Source organism: Campylobacter concisus (assembly GCF_902460875.1).
GTDB lineage: Bacteria > Campylobacterota > Campylobacteria > Campylobacterales > Campylobacteraceae > Campylobacter_A > Campylobacter_A concisus_AA.
Genome location: NZ_CABPVR010000006.1, coordinates 27,112 through 45,405, shown reverse-complemented (window position 1 = coordinate 45,405; position 18,294 = coordinate 27,112). Strand labels below are relative to the sequence as shown.

17 protein-coding genes are annotated in these 18,294 nt (G+C 37.9%); 4 read left to right on the top strand and 13 right to left on the bottom strand.

Translation table 11 applies throughout. The features are described from left to right. Positions 1 to 20 precede the first annotated feature (20 nt). The 7 genes from F3H01_RS03695 to F3H01_RS03665 all read right to left on the bottom strand — a co-directional run bounded on the left by F3H01_RS03695 (position 21) and on the right by F3H01_RS03665 (position 5,989). Positions 21 to 1,238 carry a murein hydrolase activator EnvC family protein gene (locus tag F3H01_RS03695; protein WP_103641482.1) on the bottom strand — a complete coding sequence of 406 codons (1,218 nt, stop codon included), beginning with the start codon at positions 1,236 to 1,238 and terminating at the stop codon, positions 21 to 23. Continuing rightward, positions 1,235 to 2,050 (bottom strand): FtsX-like permease family protein, encoded by an 816-nt coding sequence (locus F3H01_RS03690; protein WP_149724884.1) that lies wholly within the window; start codon positions 2,048 to 2,050, stop codon positions 1,235 to 1,237. The genes F3H01_RS03695 and F3H01_RS03690 overlap by 4 nt, the downstream gene beginning before the upstream one ends. Next, positions 2,037 to 2,708, bottom strand: a complete 672-nt coding sequence (locus F3H01_RS03685; protein WP_149724883.1) for a cell division ATP-binding protein FtsE — start codon at positions 2,706 to 2,708, stop codon at positions 2,037 to 2,039. Before F3H01_RS03685 ends, F3H01_RS03690 begins: the two co-directional genes overlap by 14 nt. Further along, entirely contained in the window at positions 2,692 to 3,879 is a 1,188-nt protein-coding gene (gene trmB / locus F3H01_RS03680; RefSeq protein ID WP_149724882.1) for a tRNA (guanosine(46)-N7)-methyltransferase TrmB, read from the bottom strand. Before trmB ends, F3H01_RS03685 begins: the two co-directional genes overlap by 17 nt. Continuing rightward, positions 3,879 to 4,304, bottom strand: coding sequence for a fibronectin type III domain-containing protein (locus tag F3H01_RS03675; protein WP_223155354.1), 426 nt, complete (start codon positions 4,302 to 4,304; stop codon positions 3,879 to 3,881). The genes trmB and F3H01_RS03675 overlap by 1 nt, the downstream gene beginning before the upstream one ends. Before the next feature lie 106 nt (positions 4,305 to 4,410). Further along, complete coding sequence (locus tag F3H01_RS03670) at positions 4,411 to 5,085, bottom strand: fibronectin type III domain-containing protein (protein ID WP_167496279.1); 675 nt, start codon at positions 5,083 to 5,085, stop codon at positions 4,411 to 4,413. Next, positions 5,018 to 5,989 carry an RluA family pseudouridine synthase gene (locus F3H01_RS03665; RefSeq protein ID WP_149724881.1) on the bottom strand — a complete coding sequence of 324 codons (972 nt, stop codon included), beginning with the start codon at positions 5,987 to 5,989 and terminating at the stop codon, positions 5,018 to 5,020. The genes F3H01_RS03670 and F3H01_RS03665 overlap by 68 nt, the downstream gene beginning before the upstream one ends. 52 nt (positions 5,990 to 6,041) lie before the next feature. Here F3H01_RS03665 and F3H01_RS03660 point away from each other — a divergent pair, with 52 nt between their 5' ends. After that, positions 6,042 to 7,148 (top strand): FtsW/RodA/SpoVE family cell cycle protein, encoded by a 1,107-nt coding sequence (locus F3H01_RS03660; protein WP_149724880.1) that lies wholly within the window; start codon positions 6,042 to 6,044, stop codon positions 7,146 to 7,148. A 37-nt stretch (positions 7,149 to 7,185) separates the two neighbouring features. Here the strand turns inward: F3H01_RS03660 and F3H01_RS03655 are convergent, their stop codons facing one another. From F3H01_RS03655 to F3H01_RS03640, 4 genes are all read right to left on the bottom strand, one after another. Beyond that, the gene (locus F3H01_RS03655; protein WP_149724879.1) at positions 7,186 to 8,463 is read right to left on the bottom strand and encodes an aminotransferase class V-fold PLP-dependent enzyme; all 1,278 of its coding nucleotides are present in this window, start codon (positions 8,461 to 8,463) and stop codon (positions 7,186 to 7,188) included. A 70-nt stretch (positions 8,464 to 8,533) separates the two neighbouring features. After that, positions 8,534 to 9,139 carry a thiamine phosphate synthase gene (thiE, locus tag F3H01_RS03650; RefSeq protein ID WP_149724878.1) on the bottom strand — a complete coding sequence of 202 codons (606 nt, stop codon included), beginning with the start codon at positions 9,137 to 9,139 and terminating at the stop codon, positions 8,534 to 8,536. Then, a complete protein-coding gene (locus tag F3H01_RS03645) occupies positions 9,132 to 9,878 on the bottom strand; it encodes a hydroxymethylpyrimidine/phosphomethylpyrimidine kinase (RefSeq protein WP_149724877.1) in 747 nt (248 codons plus the stop codon). Before F3H01_RS03645 ends, thiE begins: the two co-directional genes overlap by 8 nt. Further along, a complete protein-coding gene (locus F3H01_RS03640) occupies positions 9,875 to 11,206 on the bottom strand; it encodes an aminotransferase class V-fold PLP-dependent enzyme (protein WP_149724876.1) in 1,332 nt (443 codons plus the stop codon). Before F3H01_RS03640 ends, F3H01_RS03645 begins: the two co-directional genes overlap by 4 nt. 110 nt (positions 11,207 to 11,316) lie before the next feature. On the opposite strand from F3H01_RS03640, the gene F3H01_RS03635 reads away from it, so the two are divergent. Genes F3H01_RS03635 through F3H01_RS03625 form a run of 3 tightly spaced genes read left to right on the top strand, consistent with a single transcriptional unit; the run spans position 11,317 to position 13,798 of the window. Beyond that, positions 11,317 to 12,153, top strand: a complete 837-nt coding sequence (locus F3H01_RS03635; protein ID WP_149724875.1) for a DUF234 domain-containing protein — start codon at positions 11,317 to 11,319, stop codon at positions 12,151 to 12,153. Further along, a complete protein-coding gene (locus F3H01_RS03630; protein WP_149724874.1) occupies positions 12,150 to 13,133 on the top strand; it encodes a sensor histidine kinase in 984 nt (327 codons plus the stop codon). Before F3H01_RS03635 ends, F3H01_RS03630 begins: the two co-directional genes overlap by 4 nt. Positions 13,134 to 13,135: 2 nt before the next feature. Beyond that, positions 13,136 to 13,798, top strand: coding sequence for a cysteine hydrolase family protein (locus tag F3H01_RS03625; protein WP_149724873.1), 663 nt, complete (start codon positions 13,136 to 13,138; stop codon positions 13,796 to 13,798). Here F3H01_RS03625 and F3H01_RS03620 read toward each other — a convergent pair. Beyond that, entirely contained in the window at positions 13,795 to 14,469 is a 675-nt protein-coding gene (locus tag F3H01_RS03620) for a DUF6882 domain-containing protein (RefSeq protein WP_149724872.1), read from the bottom strand. The genes F3H01_RS03625 and F3H01_RS03620 overlap by 4 nt on opposite strands. Before the next feature lie 15 nt (positions 14,470 to 14,484). Then, entirely contained in the window at positions 14,485 to 18,102 is a 3,618-nt protein-coding gene (dnaE, locus tag F3H01_RS03615; protein WP_149724871.1) for a DNA polymerase III subunit alpha, read from the bottom strand. Positions 18,103 to 18,294: the final 192 nt, after the last annotated feature.

Genomic DNA, 18,294 nt, shown 5'->3' with positions numbered 1-18,294 from the left:
TAATAGTACTTGCAAAGCGGCTATTTTGAGATCATCTCAAGTGGATCGATGTGGTAGTTTCTTTGCGTCACTTCAAAAGTTAGATCGTTTCTAACTCGACCTATAACGTAGCCTTTTTGCACGACTGAGCCTACCTTGACCGTCGGTGCGATTTGGCTTAGGTGAGCGTAGATCGTGTGGATGCCATTTTCGTTTTCTATAATGACTACATTTTCAAGCATCGGAGTTGCTTTTGCAAAGACCACTTTACCATTTAGCACGCTTTTGACTTTGGCATCTGGCGTTGTTGAGCGAAGCGTGACTGACTCGTTAAAAATTTTGATGTTATATATTGGATCTACGTAGTTTCCAAATTTTTGCTTTACGGTGTAGCTATCAAGAGGAGCGATTGTCTTTGCACCTGAATATTTTTTGACCGAACTTGTTTGATAGCCTCCACCCATTGGCTGGCTTTTTTCGCCTTTTTTGCCACCCTTACTGGCTACTTTTTCTTGTTTTTCTCTAGCAGCACGTGCGGCTTCATCCTCTTGTTTTTGCATGATAGCAAGCTGCTCTAGCGTCTTTCTTAGCTCATCTTGCTGGGCTTGAAGCTTGGCTAGCTTTTTGCTATAAATTTCTTTATCTCGTTTTAGTCCGTTTATAGTATTTTTTTGCGTACTTTCTAAATTTTGCAAGTCACTTTGCTTGCGTCTATAGTTTTTGATACTTGAGTTTATCTCGCTTATTTTGTTTGATTTATTTTTTATCTTCTCAATCGTATCTTCATAGTTCTGGCTAAGTCTTTTAAAATCCTCTTTTGTGATGGCATTTAGCTTGGTTAAAATTTGAGATGAGATGATGCTCTCCTCGCTTTGCTTGCCCTCAGTTGCAGACATCAAAAGATCAAACGACAAATCTTCTGCGATGATCCTTATCATATTTTGCTCTAGCTCTTTTTGTGTGCGTTCTAGCTCTTTGTTTTGTTTCGTTAAATCATCAAGCTCAAGAAGTGCCTTTGAAGCATTTGTCTCAAGGACTGAAATTTGACCCTTTAAATTTGTGATATCACCACTTATACCGCGAAGTTTTTTCTCGCCATTTACGATATCACCAGCCAAATCATCTAGCTTTTTACTAAGCTGCTCACTCATCGCCTGACTCGATCTTAGCGAGTTTTTGGAGTCTTTGATCTTCTCTTTGGTATTTGACGCAAAAGCTAAGCTAAAAGCTAGCAAAAATGTAAAAATTCCTTTTCTCATATCGTGCTTTTTCTAGCCTTACTCATCACCAAACTAACAGCAAAAATGCTTAAAAACATAGCCACGCCAAATAAAATAAAAATATCTCTTGAGGGATCAAGACTAGGCAATACTACATCAATACTTGCGGCATTTTCTCTAAAAATTTCAATGCTAGGCAAGAAAAAGAAAAATGCACCAACTGCAGTGGTCGCAACTAGGCTATCGACCATAGCTGATTTATAAAGCATAGCTGATTTTAGCCAAAAAGGTGCTCCAAAAAGCGTCATGATCTCGATGCGCTCCCTATGCTCAAATAGCCAAATTTTAGCCTGCTTTAGCATAAGCATAAGCCCAACAACACAAAGTATCGCCATAAAAGCATACGATATGCTTTTTGCTAAATTTAGCATTTTAAAGACCTTGTCATGGGTCTTTGAAAATGTCTCGACCTTTGTGATGCCATCAAATTTTAAAAGTTTTTGCTTTAGCTCATCCATGTACTGCGGTGTCGGAAATTCACTAAGTTTTAGCGAGTAAAATTTTGGCAGTGCATTTTGAAGGATGGATAAATTTTTAGCCGAGATATCATTTGAGAGGCGATCAATGATCTTTTGCGGACTTAGTGGCTCGAGGCTAGATAGATTGCTAACCACCGGCTTTAAAATAGCATCACTAAGCTCTTTACTTGAAACTATGACGATGTTGTAGTCATTTCCCATGAGTCTTTCATAATCTCTCACAACCTTATCAGCAGTTAGGCTAAACTGCACGGAAAACAAAAGCGCGATCAGCGGCAAGATAAATCCAAGATGATTTTTAAGCGATCTCATGCACACCTCCATTTTCTATGACGAAGTGACGGTATGGGATACGAAGTGTCGATGGGATATGGTGCGTGACAACTACTACGCTCGTGCCTAAAAATTCCCTAGCTGATTTTAAAAGTGACCAGATGACGTCGCTTGAGTATTCGTCTAAATTTCCAGTTGGCTCGTCACATAAGAGCAAATTTGGATTGTGCGCTAGAGCCCTTGCCATCGCTACTCTTTGCTGCTCACCACCGCTTAGCTCCATTGGATATTTGTCAGCTTTATGAAGCATATTTACATGCTTTAAAAGCTTTGCTACTTGCTTTTTACTCACATTTTGATTGATGCCTTTGATGATGAGGGGCAACATAACGTTTCTTTCCACATTCCATTCATTTATCAAACGATAATTTTGAAATATAATGCCAACTCGCTGCCTAAGCTCACAAAGCCTTTTATCATCGATGTCGTCCATTTGTGTCATGCAGACATTTAGCTCTCCAGCAAGAGGTGAAATTTCTCCATAAAATGATTTTAAAAGTGTGCTTTTTCCACTTCCACTCTTGCCTGTGATAAAGACAAAATCATTTGCATAAATATCTAAATTGGCGCTATTAATTACGATTTCATCGCGTTCATAAGCTAGGCTCAAATTCCTTGCACTAATTATCTCTTGCATCAGCCAAATACTCCTTCAAAAGCTCGTGCGCTGCTAAATTCTCACGAATCAAGATCGGTTTTTTTATAAAATATTCGCTTTTTTCATCGCTTATTTTGATAAAACATTGCTCGGGTTTATTGAATGCTCCAAAAGCAACTTTTAGCAAAATTTCATCTTCATTTATGATGTAAATTTCTTCGAAATGTAAAAAATAATCTTCTTTTTTGATGATAAAATTTTTAAAATTTTTAATGATATTTTTTACGCTTGTCTTTTCTTTAAAGCTAAAATCTCCAGCTAAAACACTCTCGCTACTTTCAACCTCACAAGTATAAATAACATCGTAAATGTCCTTATCTTGGCGTCTCCAGCGGTCTTCATACTTGCTAGTTACTTCTAAATTTCTATTTTTGAAAGCTTCTATTTTTGAGTTTGTAGGCTCTAAAAATTTACTCAAACTAAAGTCGCAATACTCCTTGCTATCAGTCCTTAACTCAAATTTACCGCCAAGCTTTAATATCCTCTCGCATTCAAGTGCAAACACCGATGAGACAACGCGCCTATGCTCGGCCTTGTCCCACGGCACTGGAAAGTGTAAAAAGACTCTATCAACTAAATTTGAGCCAATAAGTGAGAGTAGAAGTCTGGCGTCGGTGTTTATTAGACGCACGTTTTCTATGGCATTTGCCCTAGCTAGCTTTGCTACTTGCTCGATGCTTGGCTTATAGACTTCTATGCCGATAACTAGGGCATTTGGATTGTTTTTGGCTTGATAAAGCAAGTGTCTGCCAGAACCAAAGCCGATCTCGATGAAAATCTCTTTAAATTTATCTTTTAGCTCGCAAAATGCCGGCGCAAATTCTTCAAGGCTTAAAATTTCACTCACTTTTTTAGTCAAATTTGTCTTTTTTACAGCGAATGCTTGACTAATTACATCATTGCAATTTTGCTCTTTAAAAAGCTCCAGTGCCTCTTGTAAAAGACCAACTTTAGCTGGCTTTGTAAGCTTTTCACCTTTTACGACGATGCCATTTTTACCGGGTTTTACAACTAGAAAAAAACTCTCTTCTTCATTTTTTGTGTAGATGAGCCTCTCGTTTCGTCCATTTGCCTGCCAAAGAAATTTGACTTTGTCATTACTAAATGGAAATGAGAGCTCTTTTAAAGACGAAGCGATGAAATTTGGCATTATTTTATGCTAACTTCTGCTTTTGATGACTTATCAGAGGCAATGCCGTACTCATCGATAGCTACGACGCTATAAGAATAGCTAGCTCCTTTTTGCACGCTATCATCTCTAAGTCCAGTACCATCTATGCCACTAAAAATTTTCTCACTTGCACCACTTCTATAAACCGTGTACGAACTGGCTCTATCAACTACACTCCAATTTACATTTACTCCGCTACTATCGTAGCTAGCACTAATATTTGGAGTCTTTGGCGCACCAAGCGTTATCCCCACGATTGGCTCTTCTTGTTTTAAGCTCTCAAGACCGTCTTTATCGACTGCTGTGACTCTATAATACCTCGTCGCTGCATTTGTGTTTATGAGATCTTCATAGGTATTGCTAGTCGTTTTTGCCAGATATGTGTAAGGCAAAATTTTACTCACTGTCCTATAAACTTTAAAATAAGCAAAATCCTCAGCCGGCGCGTAATCCCAAGTTAAAATTATCTTCTTTGGCGCATTTTTTGTTGCTTGAAGATTTGTTACCGATTTAGGGTAACTCCTTTGTCGTTGCACTGATATTTTGGCTTGGTTTTGAGACAACACCTGAAGAAGTTTTAACTAAAATTCTATACTCATAAGACTTGCCAGGTTTTACCTCAGTGTCGATATATTCAGCATTTAGTCTGCCATTTACCTCTGCAATTTGGCTAAATTTATTAGCTCCTGCATCACTTCTTTGAATGATATAGCTTGCCACTGTGCTATCAGGATGCGGTCTCCAGATCACTTTCACACGTCCTGGAAGCCCTGTAATAGCTTGCGAAAATGGTACTGAGTCAAGCAGTGGCTTTGTAGTTGCTGTTGCGATCGTGCCCGGTTGAGAGATGGCATTGCTTGAGTAGGTTCTCATTTGGTATGAGTATGTGGTCTCAGGTGCTAGGTTGCGGTCTACGTAGTGCGTTGCAAAGCGGTCTTTGATGTCTGCAACTAGCTGCATTTTTGAGTTTGCATCATTTGGATTTGAGCGGTAGAGATAGTATCCAACAACACTTTCATCGGTTACTGGATTCCATTCAAAACCAACTTCAGTCATGTCTGAAATAGTTTTTAAACTTGTAATCGTAGGTAGTGACATACTTTGCTGAGTCGGTACGCTAGAGCCGCATCCCGCTAAGAAAGCTGCTAAAAATGGTGTCAATATGCGTAGGGCAAATTTTTTCATCAAAAATCTCCTTGGGAATTTTTTTGTAAATTATTTGGTTAAAGTCATCATACGTTTTTGCGATAAATTCCACCCTTTTGCCAGTTCGTGGATGGATAAAATAAAGCATATAAGCGTGAAGCATAACTCTGCTTATTTTATCGCCTTGGCTCTTAAATCCGTATAAATCATCGCCTAAAATATGGCGGTTTATGCTAGATAGGTGCACTCTTATCTGATGAGTCCTGCCTGTAAAAAGTTTTGCTGCTATTAAATTTATGCCATTTTCGCTTAGTAAATTTACAAAGGCACTTTTTGCAAATTTAGCGTCCACGACGATCGCTTTTTTTAGGCGGTTGTTTGGATTTCTGCCGATTGGCTTGTCGATGATGACGTCCTCTTTTAAGGGGAGATCAGTGAGTGCTAGATAAATTCGCCCCATGCTCTTATCGCTTAGCTGCTCACTAAGTTTTGCGTGGGCAAAGTTGTTTTTAGCAACTACGATAGCACCGCTCGTGCCTTTGTCTAGGCGGTGGACGATACCAGCTCTTACGTCGCCATTTAAATTTGAGAGCATAAATCCTTTTTTATTTAGCCACTCAACAAGCGTCGCCTCTTTTACACTTGGAGCTTGATGGACGACGATTTGCGGGGGCTTGTTTAGCACTATTAGATCGTCATCTTCGTATACGATTGGGATATCAAAATTTACTTCGTACTCGTTTTGCACCTCTTTTTTTGGGGCAAAATTTACGCAAACTTCATCATTTTCGCTTAGAGCAAAGCTTGGTTTTGAGACTGGTTTTAAATTTACGCTTACGAGAGAATCTTTTATCAAATTTAAAGCTTGATTACGTGAAATTTGAAGCTCCTGCGCCACTGCGACGTCTAGTCTTGAGCTATTTAAAACATTAAATTTAACCAAAATCAAAGCCTTGTTTGTGATATAATCTAGCCCAAAAATTAAGGTTTGCTTCTTGATAAAACTAGATCGGCGTATTTTAACACATTTTGATTTTATTCAGCCGTTTTTAATCATCCCAATCATAGCCATCTCATACATCCTAGTTTCCGAAGCAAACGACGTCTTGGCAAACAAACAGCTTGTATATTTTGGTATCGGATTTGTTTCATTTTGTGTCGCATTTTTGTTGCCCATTAGGCGTATAGACTGGATTATTCCGATGTTTTACTGGGTCTGCATCGTGCTGCTTTTAAGCGTCGATCTCTTTGGCGTTAGCAAGCTAGGAGCCAAACGCTGGCTAGAAATTCCTTTCGTTCACTTCACACTTCAGCCATCAGAACTAATGAAGCCGGCCTTTTTACTAATGCTAGCCTATCTCATCAAGCAGCGTCCTCCAGAGGCTAACGGATACGGATTAAAAGATTTTTTAAAACTTAGCTTTTACATACTTTTGCCATTTGCGCTCATTATGAAAGAGCCTGATCTTGGCACCGCACTCATACTTTTGATAGTTGGCTACACCATCCTTTTTGTCATCGGCGTAAATAAGAAAATTTGGATCACTATCATCCTTGCGATAGGCTTTTTGGCGCCGGTTTTGTATGAAAATTTACATGACTATCAGAAAAAGAGGATTCACGATTTTATCGCTGAAGAGCCAAGCTATCACGTCAAACAAAGCATCATCGCCATAGGTAGCGGTGGACTCAAAGGCAAGCCAAAGGACGAGGCGACTCAAACGCACTTTAAATTTTTGCCAATCGCCACTAGTGACTTCATATTTGCCTACAATATTGAGCGTTTTGGCTTTTATGGGGGATTGTTTCTGCTTGGGCTTTATGGAGCACTTATAACACATCTTTTAAGCTTAAATTACGGCCTAAAAAATGACTATTTTACGCAAGTTACCACCACGGGGATTGCTACACTTATTTTCGTTTATGTGGGTGTAAATGTCTCGATGACGATCGGTTTTGCACCAGTTGTAGGTGTGCCACTGCCATTTTTTAGTTATGGCGGAAGTAGCTTTGTTACATTTATGGTGCTTTTTGGAATTTTGCAAAATTTGCTAACTTTTAGATTTGATAGAACTTATAGCTTTATAAAAATTCACTTCTAAAATTTTCTCCACAAATATCAAGCATATAGTTTTTACTCTATCTTTTTTTGTGTTTTTTGATGCAAGATTTTATGGCATTTATAAGATATTTTATATCCTCTTTTGTATGCATATAGTGAATGCTAACACGTACCCAGCCAGGTTTTGCTTCAAAAATGGCATTATCTTTTAGATTAAGCAGATCATGTCCATATGGCCCAGCGCAATCACAGCCCGCACGTGTTTGGATGCCAAATTCGCTACTTAAACTAGCAGCAAAATCATAAGGCGAAATGCCTTTTACATTAAATGCAAAAATAGGCAATCTGTCTAAATTTTCAGGACAATAATTTATCACCTCATCTATCTTTTCTAGTTCTTTACAAAACATCTCGCCCAGCTCACATTCAGCCTCTTTTATCTTATTAAGTCCGATTTCATTTCTTAGCTTATAGGCTAAATTTGCACGTATTAGCTGTATTATCGGTGGCGTGCCGCCCTCTTCTAAATTTTCAACTTTATTAGTAAAAACATGTGATGTCCTGCTTACGTACTTGACTGTGCCTCCTGCTGCAAATGTAGGCAAATTTTTACAAAGCTCTTTTTTGATAGCCAAAAGCCCACAACTCCCAACTCCTCCAAGTAGTTTGTGAGGCGAGAGAAACAGTGCGTCAAAATATCTGCAATCAACATTTTCATAAGCGCTAAGAGTGGCCACGTCAAGTGCTAAAATGCCATTATATTTTTTAATCAGCGAGTAAATTTTTTTATAATCAGTTTTAACACCAGTGACGTTTGAGGCGGCACTAAAGCTAGCTATTATCTTTCTTTTTGCATTTTGCTTTAATGTGTTCTCAAGCATCGCATAATCTATCTCATTATTTTCATCAAGCTCTATACGTTTTATATCACAAAGCCCTTCTCTTAAGCTAACTTCAACAGAGTGATGCTCATAAGGGCCAATGATCGCTAGTGGCAAGTTTAAATTTCTTAAATTTGCTTCGCCGATCAAAGCTCTTGTAGCTGGTGAGATATAAATTCCCATTATCTCCTGAAATTTCTTTATCGCAGCCGTTGCTCCTTGACCAGTCGCAATAAGATAAAAGCTATCATTAAGGCCCAATAAGCTTTTTAGCTCAGCTCTTGCATTTTCATAGCATTTTTGCGTTAACGCTGCGCTTGAACTACTATCAGAGTGAGTGTTTGCGTAGGTTTTTAAAAATTTTAAAATTTCATCTTCAATGGGCTTGTAAGCAAGACCTGAAGCCGTGTAGTCAAAATAGTAAAGGCCTTCTTTTAAAATGATATTTTTTCTTACTTCATCAATATTTAGCAATGTTTTCCTTTTTTTAAAGCAGGAATTATAATGAAATTTTCATAAAAAAGCTTGCAAAAGCGAGCGTCTTTTACAGCAATAAATTTCTTTGTAAATTTTCTATGTTTTTCTTTATCATGCCATCTTTATAGATAGCAGATATTATGGCGATCATGTCTGGCTTTACTTTAGCGACACTTGCAATGTTGCTAGCATTTATGCCTCCTATGACACATATATTCATTCCCATTTCTTTTGCTTGTGATATAGTTTGAGCCTTGCAAAGTGGCGCATTTGGTTTTGTTGGGCTTTTAAACATCGCTCCAAAAGCCACATAGCTAGCACCATTTTGTTTTGCCCTAAGGGCAAGCTCCAAGCTATCATAGCAGCTAACCCCCACGTAAGCGTCATCCCCTAAAATTTCAAACGCTTCTTTTATGCTCGCATCATCTTTTCCCAAATGCACGGACTTTGTCCCTATATGAGCAGCAAATAAAATATCATCATTTACGATAAATCTGGCTCCAAATTTTTCGCATAGGTTGAAAATTTCGCTAGCTAGCCTCTCATCTTTTGGTATTTTTTTAGAGCGAAATTGAAAAAATTTCACCCCACACTCTAAAATTTCTTTAGTGTATTGCAAGGCTAAATTTTCAGGCATCAATACATCGTCGCTAATCGCGTAAATTTCAATCACTTATGCCAACTTTATGATTTAGTAGACGTTTGCCAAATTTTGTTGTAATTGCATTTTTAATAGCATTTAAAATATATTTTTTTGCTAGTTTTATAGCCTCTTCTTTGGCGTATCCATTTGCCAGTAAGCAGGCCAGCGCACTTGCAAAGCTACATCCAGCCCCGTGCATGATCTCTGGTTTTATTAGTGGCTCTTTAAATTTAAGCACGTCACCATTTTTTTTAAAAAGAGTATCTTCGCAAATTTCTGCAACCATGCTTCGCTTTAAGATCATATCGCAAGGTAAATTTTTACTATCAAGCTCCAAAACTTTGGCTTCATCGATATTTGGCGTAATAATGTCTGCGAATTTAAAAAGCTCTTTTAAGCTTGCTATCGCATCATCCTCAAGAAGCTTTGAGCCTGATTTTGCTACGCAAACTGGGTCTATTACTATTTTAATGCCTTGCTTATGAAATTTTTCAAGCCAAGAACCAACGCAAGATATAAGCTCTTTGTTAAAAAGCATACCAACCTTGATAGCGTCTATATTTAGCTCCTCGTCTACCATTTTGATTTGCTCATTTAGATTTGTAACATTTGTAGCAAAGATATTGCTAACGCCATTTGTATTTTGTGCCGTAAGAGCTGTGATAGCTGTCGCTGCGTAGCAAGAAAAAGCCTCACATGTCTTAATATCAGCCTGCACACCAGCGCCACCAATGCTATCACTTCCAGCAATTATTAATATATTTTTCATCTATCTCCCACACAACCTGAAATTTTATCAACGCTAAAAGGATCATCGACCTTCCAACTACTTGAATACTTCTTAATGCTATTTTTTAATGCATCCACCAGATAATTCACATCTTCTAACGTATGCGTATAGTGGAGTCCAGCCCTTACCCAGCCAGGCTTGTGAGTAAAGAGTGCGTCTTCTTTTAAATGAAGCAAATCATGCCCATACGGTCCAGCACAAGAGCATCCTGCACGCGTTTGAATGCCATACTCTTTACTTAAAACTTTGGCTAACTCATAAGGAGAAACGCCGGCCACGTTAAAAGCAAATATCGGCAAACGCTTTATGTTATTTGGATGATAGCACGTAAGCTCAGGAATTTCTGCTAGTCTTTTCTCAAAATACTCTCCAAGCTCGCTCTCGTTTTCATATATTGTCCCAAATCCTATCTCATTTCTTAGCCTATAAGCCAAATTTGCCCTTATAAGTCCTAAAATAGGCGGTGTGCCAGCCTCTTCTAGCTGTTCGCTATCTTTTACAAATATAGCATAGTTTTTGCTGACATAACTTACCGTTCCACCACCAGCAAATGTCGGCTCATCTGAGTTTGCAAGTATCTTTTTTATAGCAAGAAGCCCACAACTTCCTACTCCACCAAGCAATTTATGTGGCGATAAAAAAAGAGCATCGAAATAGTCACAATCAATATTTCCATAAGCGCTAAAGCTTGCAGCATCAAATGCCACAATGCCACCATAAGATTTTATAAGCGTATAAATTTTTCTATAATCGCTCAAAACCCCAGTCACATTTGAAGCCACACTAAAAGTTGCGATGATCTCACGACCGGCATTTATCCTTAAAATTTGTTCCAAATGATTAAAGTCGATCCCCCCATTTTTATCAAGCCTGATACGCTCAACCTCGCAAAGTGCTTGCCTAAAGCTTATCTCATTTGAATGATGCTCATAAGGGCCAAGCACCACGAGCGGAGAATTTTCATCTGGTTTTAATGCATATCTTTTTTTTAATGCTGGCGGTGCATAAATTCCTAAAATTTCTTGAAATTTCTTTATCGCGCCGGTAGCTCCATTGCCACAAGCAAAAAGATAAAAGCTCTCATCAAGTCCTAGCAAGCTTTTTAATTCACGTCTTGAATCTTCATAAGCTTGAGCGGTTTTATAGGCGTTTGATGAGCTGATAGAGTGTGTATTTGCGTATGTTTGGAGTATTTTTGCCATCTCATCTTCGATAGGTTTATAAGCCAGCCCTGAAGCTGTAAAATCAAAATAATAAATGCCATTTTTTAAAATTATATTTTCTCTAATATGCTCTAAATTTACCAAATCACGACCCTCATTTTTTGCGTAGCATTATAGATTACTTTAGCTAAAATATACTACAATGCCCAAATAAAGGAGCCAATATAAAAGCTTTAAAATCAACATTTGAGGGAATGAAACACCTTGATATAAATGAACTTATTAAATTTCATCTCGTCTTTGATGAGTTTGATTTAAAGCACTCATATTATGATGTTTTTGAAGCGATCGAGGCTGAAATTTTAAACAACTTCTTAGCCTTGATGCCAAAATTTTACTTCGAATCCGATACAAACGATGCTATAAAATCTGCCCTCATAAAACTCGCACGAAACGATAGAAAAAAATTTAGTGTACATAAAATTTTACCTCAAAGCCTAGCTAGCAAAGTCTATGCAAAACTTTTTGAAAAGAATTTTTTACTAGTTGAAAAAAGTAGAGAAGTTTTACCAAAAAGATCAAAAAACCAAATGCTAAAAAAAGAAGAAAGGGGCTATAAAGTTGAGGATAAAATACATTTTAATAGCCATTTTTCAAGGTTTTGGTTTAGATTTATAGAGCCAAATTTAAGCTTGCTAAAAGCTGGTAAAAATGATGAAATTTTAGCCATTATAAAAAGGGAATTTGACGAATATGCAAGCCTTGGATTTGAAATTTTATGCGGTGAACTCATGGCAAAAAAATTTCTGATTAATGGCATATTTTTAAGTAGCTTTTGGAGCAAAAATATAGAGCTTGATATGCTATTAAATATAGGCGGCAAGATCATAGTCGGCGAGGCAAAATACAAAGAGAGAAAGGTTTGTAAAAACGTGCTAAATTTACTGTTAAAAAAATGTGAAAAACTAAACATAACACCAGATATTATTGCTCTTTTTTCAAAGAGTGGATTTAGTAGCGAGCTTTTAAACCTAAAGAATGAAAGGCTAAGGCTTTATGAAATTAGCGATTTTGAGGAACTTTTAAAATGAACGAACACGATATCCAAGCTGGCTTAAAAAGCCTGATAGAGCAGACTTATCTGATAGAAAACGAATATAAAAATTTAACATCATCTTACGCAAACTTGCAAAATTTCATTAAAGATATTGTAGAAATTTTGCCAAATGCTATCTGGGTGTTAGATGAAAATGATGAGATCTTTTTACAAAACTCAGAAGCAGTAAGACTTGGTAAAATTTTTAAAGAGATACCAAAAAAAGAGGGCGAGATAAATGTAGATGGGCAAATTTATCTTTTTAAAACAAGCTCTAAAGACAATAAACTAATAATCTCTGCAACAAACATAACAGTAGAAAAACGCACCGAGCGCCTTGCTTCTATGGGTCAAGTAGCAGCTCACCTAGCCCACGAGATCAGAAATCCAGTAGGCTCCATCTCGCTTTTAGCTTCAACTCTACTTAAAAGAGCTGATGAACGCACAAAGCCTATCGTAAATCAAATACAAAAAGCTACATGGCGAGTCGAACGCATAATCAAAGCCACTCTACTTTTTACAAAAGGTCTTAACATAAATGCACAAATTTTTGACTTTTCACAGCTTAAAAAAGAGTGCGAAGAGGCTATAAATTTTTACGACTATTCAAAGGATATTAAATTTAGCCTAGAATTTCCAGATGGCAAATATATGGGCGACCTTGATCTACTTGCCATCGTTTTTCAAAATATTTTATTTAACGCTATTGATGCCATCGAAGAGAGCGATGATGATGAGGGAGAGATCATTTTAAGCTATGAAAAAACACCGAGTGAGCATAAATTTATCGTTTACGATAGTGGTGAGCCCATCAAAGATCAGGCTATAGTTTTTGAGCCATTTAAAAGTAGCAAGCTAAAAGGCAATGGCCTTGGTTTGCACCTTTGCTTACAGATAGTGCAGGCTCACAAAGGCAGCATCGAGATCACACTAAATCCAAAAACATTTTGCATAAATTTACCAATAAAGGAGTAAGAATGAACATACAAAACGAACTTGAGGCTTTTAAAAAATCTCTTCAAACGCTTGATTTAAGAGAAATTTCAAACGATGGAGCAAAAAACGTTGCATTTATCTGTATCGATATGATAGAGGCTTTTGCTGGTAGTGGTGCGCTCGCTAGTCAAAGAGTAGCCGCCTTATCAAAAGGGATCGCGACACTTTTTGATAGAGCGTGGAAAGATTTTGGTTTTAGAAATTTTATCCTTATAGAAGATAGGCACACCAGTGATTCAAAAGAATTTGAGAATTTTCTGCCACATGCCATACTTGATACAAATGAGATAAAAACCGTAAAAGAGATAGAAAATCTAAGCTTTTTTAAAGAGTTTAAGACATTTTATAAAAACTCTTTAAGCATTGCATTTAATAAAGAATTTGAGAAATTTTTAGAAGAGCATCCAGAGCTAGACACCTTTATAGTCACCGGAGATTGCACTGATATGTGCGTTTATCAGTGCGTTAGTTATCTTAAACTACGAGCCAATGAATATAATAAAAAATCAAGAGTTATCGTGCCGTTTGATCTTACGCAAACATATGACATACCAGGACACAATGGCGATTTTTACCACGAGATGTTTTCTCTTCATATGAAGCTAGCACTTGGCGCTGATGTGGTAAAGAGTATTAATTTTTAAAGCTTGCTTGAAATATTTATGAGCCTATTTAGCTCGTCAAATTTAAAGCTAAGCTCGTATTTATCCGATACGATCTCATTAGGGCTTTCGCTAAATTTCATATCACAGCTTAGCAAAAGTCCTTTTATAAAGATTTTGTGATCTAGTTCGTAAGTGCTTAAACACTCATTTACTACGCTCAAAAGCTCATTTGCTAGCACTGGCTCTTCAAAGACCACATCTGATCTAAAAGCCACATACGCAGCTCCGCCCTCGTACTCTATCCTATAATAATTTTGCTCATCAAAAGCGGTGCAAAGAATCATACTAATCGTGTGACCATTAAAATTTTCATCTAGCTCAAATTGTGGCGTGCTAAATGCGCTAAGTCCAAATTTCTCGCCAAACTCACGTGCTTTATTTGCAAGCTCAAGTAACCTCTCATCAAAGCCATTTATATTTTCATAACCCCAAAGCCACGTATTTGACGAGAAGCTCTCAGAGCCGATAAACTGTATGTCAAACTCACGCTCATCAAAGTAAATTTTACCACTATCAAAATCAATCTGCCAGTTGCTACCTTCAACAAGTAGCTTAAATGCACGTTTTTGAAGTAATGTCGCTTTGCCAACACATGCGCTAAAAAGCTCGCTCCAGTTACTTTTATCTACGCCAAGCTTATCTAAAAACATCGCTTCACCAAGGTCTTAGCAAGCTATTGCTTGAAGTACTTTTTCTTTAAAGCTGTCATTTACAACAAATTTTGTCTTATAGACAAAAATTTGAGCCGTATTTTCATTTTTTATCTTAATAACAAGGCGTTTATCGTTGTGTATGCCACTTTTTATATGTTCGTTATAGCCAAGATTATAAAGATTAGTGATCTTATCTTTGCTAAGCTCACTAAGGCATAAAAGTACCTCTAGCTCAGCATACTCTCTTACTTTTTGAGGGGCGCTCGTCTCTTCATTTTTAGAAAATTTAGAGTTTTGTTTTAGTTTTCTTGTCTTAAAGTCTAAATTCTGCGCATCTTCTAGGCTATAAACCTCGTTTAAATTTGTCCTTACAAATTGATCATCTTTTGTGATATTTATCCTAAAAGCATAAGGCAGGTCGCGTTTTGCTTCATCTTTTACTATATCTTCGATGTTGCCAAGCTCTCTTTCAAAGACTGCGATCTCGATATTTCCATGAAAATCAAGCACATTTATAGTGCCCATTTTCTTGCCACTTTTGGTTATCCTTGTGCTAAAGTCTTCGATCTTGCCAACGACTAAAATTTCAGCGCTTTGCGGCAAGCTCTCAAATTCTGAGCTTAGAGTGTATTTTATCTTGTTGATCTCGTCTTTATAATCATCAAGCGGGTGGCCTGAGAGGTAGATACCAACACTCTCTTGCTCAAATTTTAAAATTTGTTTGATGTCAAATTCGTCATTTATCGTGACAAAATTTATCTTCACATCGTTCATACTCTCATCTTCGCCAAACAAGCTCTCAACAGCATTTTTACGGATCTGAGCTGCACTTTTGCAAGCTTCTATGATATTTTCTACATTTTGCATAAGCATCTTGCGACTAAAGCTAAACTCATCAAAGCAACCAGCTTTTATGAGGCTTTCAAAGACCTTTTTATTTACTTTAAATGGATCGATCCTTGAGACAAAGTCATCCATACTCTTAAATTCGCCATTTGCTTCACGCTCAGTTATAATATTTTCAATAGCCGCTCCACCAACACCTTTAATCGCACCAAGCCCAAAGATAATACCGTCATGATCACCATTTTTAACGACGCTAAATTCTTTAGTTGATTTGTTGATAGATGGTGGCAAAGTATCTATATTTATGCGTTTTATCTCATCGATATAGCGAACGATCTTATCGACGTTGCTCTCTTCGCTTGTAAGAAGTGCAGCCATAAATTCAGCCGGGTAATAGGCCTTAAGATAAGCCGTCTGAAATGTGACGTAGGCGTAAGCTGCGGAGTGAGATTTATTAAAGCCATATCCTGCAAATTTTACAATTAGCTCGAAAAGATCGTCTGCTTTTTGTCCATTTAGCCCTTTTGCCTCAGCACCTTTTACAAACTCTCCCTTTAGCCTGTCCATCTCTTCTTTGATCTTTTTACCCATCGCACGGCGCACAAGATCCGCCCCGCCAAGGCTAAAGCCGCCTATGGCTTGAACGATTTGCATAACTTGTTCTTGATAGACGATGACGCCGTATGTTGGCGCAAGGATTGGCTCGAGTTCTTTAAATGAGTATGTTATCTCCGCCTCGCCATGTTTTCTTTTGACGAAGTCATCAAGCATGCCACTTTCCATCGGTCCTGGACGGTAGAGCGCTAGCATCGCGACGATATCCTCGAAGCAGTCTGGACGCAAGCTAGTTCCTAGCTTTCTCATGCCCTCACCCTCGATTTGGAAAATTCCTATCGCTTGGCCACTTTGTATCATTTTATAAACATTAGAATCATTTTTATCGATCTGCTCCCAAATGATATCCTTGCCAGTTCGTTGTTTTACCAGCTTTATGGCATTATCGATAACCGTTAGTGTTTTTAGTCCAAGAAAGTCGAATTTAATTAAATCCACATCCTCAAGATACTTAAGGCTATACTGTGTAACATAGCGATCTTCTGGGCTATTTGGCTGACGAAATAGCGGAGTTTTATTCCACAGCTCCTCATTTGAGATAACGACACCTGCTGCGTGCTGACCGGCGTTTCTATTTAGCCCCTCAAGATCAAGTGCAAATTTCCAAATTTTAGCTGCCTTTGGATTTTGGCTGATAAGCTCAGCTATCTTTGGCTCTTTTTCATAAGCATCTTTTAGTGTAATGCCTAGTTCATCAGGTATTAGCTTTGCCATCGCATCGGCTTCAGCATAAGGCATATCACAAACTCTAGCAACGTCTCTAATGACACCTTTTGCGAGCAATTTACCAAATGTAATAACGCCAGCAACATTAAATTTTCCATATTTTTGCGTAACATAGTCAATTATCTCGCCACGCCTACTTTGACAAAAGTCCACGTCGATATCTGGCATGCTAACACGCTCTGGGTTTAGAAACCTCTCAAAAAGTAGGTTGTATGGGATCGGATCAAGGTCGGTGATCTTTAGTGAATAAGCGACCAAGCTACCAGCCGCAGAACCACGCCCTGGACCAACTGGTACGCCTCTACTTTTAGCCTCATTTATGAAGTCCCAAACGATCATCATATAGCCTGGGAAATTCATTTTATTAATTATGCCAATCTCTATCTCAAGACGCTTTTTGTATTCGTCATGTAAATTTTCAGGGACAAATTTTAGCCTCTCTTCAAGACCTTTTCTACATTCATACTCAAAAAAAACAGCATCATTTTTAAAGCTATATCTATTTTCAGGCTCTGGAAGTGTTAAATTTCTCTCTTTGGCATATTCAAGAGTAAATTTAAAATTTGGCGGAGTTGGGTTGCCAAGCTTGATCTCAAGGTTGCACTTATCCACGATCTCTTGGGTATTTTCTATCACTTCAGGGATATCTAAAAATAGCTCGCTCATCTGCTCTTTGCTCTTAACAAAAAACTCATGGACGCTGTGGCGAAGTCGGTTTGGATCATCTAATGTTTTGTTCATCGCGATACACATAAAAACCTCATGCGCGTCAGCTCGCTCTTTAAAAGTGTAGTGAGTATCGTTTGTAGCGATAACCTTTATGCCAGTCTCTTTGGCGATGCGCAAAATATCATCATCAATGCGTTTTTGATCACCGATGCCGTGACGCATGATCTCAAGATAAAAGTCATCTCCAAAAATTTCTTTATACTCAAGTGCGACCTCTTTTGCCCTCTCGTAGCCCTTTGCGCCAAATTTGACGTTACGATCGCTTAAATTTAGATGCCAACTCACCTCGCCCTGCAAGCAAGCTGAGCTACAAACCAAGCCCTCGCTGTGCTCTTTTAAGATTTTTTTATTTATACGAGGATAGTAGTAAAAGCCCTCGATGTAGCTCATGGAGCTAAGATACATCAAATTTTTATAGCCAGTCTCATTTTTGGCGATTAGTATAAGGTGAAAGCGCTGCTTAGTACTCTTGTCATCAAGCTGCTCGCCATTATGAACGTAAGCTTCGATGCCAATTAGCGGTTTTATTCCCTCTTTTTTCATCGCCTTGTAAAAATCTATCGCTCCAAACATATTGCCGTGATCAGTAATCGCCGCTGCTGTGTCGCCTCTATCATGAAGCACGTGAGCTAGCTCTTTTATCTTGTTCGCTCCGTCAAGTAGGGAGTATTCGGTGTGTAAATGTAGGTGCGTAAAGCTAGAATTTTCACTCATTTTTTATCCTTTTTTAATGAGTGGATTTTACAAAATTTTGGCTAATAAGGTGCTTGATGAAATCTTAATGGGAGCTTTAAAATTTAGATATTTTTCAGTCTGTGGCTAAGAACGAAGCGCGCTGTCATCTGATGCACTATGCTATTAAGGTCTTGTAAATTTTAAAATTTCATGAACGAGTAATTTCGGCTC

Coding starts and splice junctions, on each gene's coding strand:
- F3H01_RS03685 (WP_149724883.1), bottom strand. CDS start 2,708: ATGCAAGAGATAATTAGTGCAAGGAATTTGAGCCTAGCTTATGAACGC.
- F3H01_RS03645 (WP_149724877.1), bottom strand. CDS start 9,878: ATGAAAAATATATTAATAATTGCTGGAAGTGATAGCATTGGTGGCGCT.
- F3H01_RS03625 (WP_149724873.1), top strand. CDS start 13,136: ATGAACATACAAAACGAACTTGAGGCTTTTAAAAAATCTCTTCAAACG.
- F3H01_RS03695 (WP_103641482.1), bottom strand. CDS start 1,238: ATGAGAAAAGGAATTTTTACATTTTTGCTAGCTTTTAGCTTAGCTTTT.
- F3H01_RS03670 (WP_167496279.1), bottom strand. CDS start 5,085: ATGAAAAAATTTGCCCTACGCATATTGACACCATTTTTAGCAGCTTTC.
- F3H01_RS03620 (WP_149724872.1), bottom strand. CDS start 14,469: ATGTTTTTAGATAAGCTTGGCGTAGATAAAAGTAACTGGAGCGAGCTT.
- F3H01_RS03635 (WP_149724875.1), top strand. CDS start 11,317: ATGAAACACCTTGATATAAATGAACTTATTAAATTTCATCTCGTCTTT.
- trmB (WP_149724882.1), bottom strand. CDS start 3,879: ATGCCAAATTTCATCGCTTCGTCTTTAAAAGAGCTCTCATTTCCATTT.
- F3H01_RS03690 (WP_149724884.1), bottom strand. CDS start 2,050: ATGAGATCGCTTAAAAATCATCTTGGATTTATCTTGCCGCTGATCGCG.
- dnaE (WP_149724871.1), bottom strand. CDS start 18,102: ATGAGTGAAAATTCTAGCTTTACGCACCTACATTTACACACCGAATAC.
- F3H01_RS03630 (WP_149724874.1), top strand. CDS start 12,150: ATGAACGAACACGATATCCAAGCTGGCTTAAAAAGCCTGATAGAGCAG.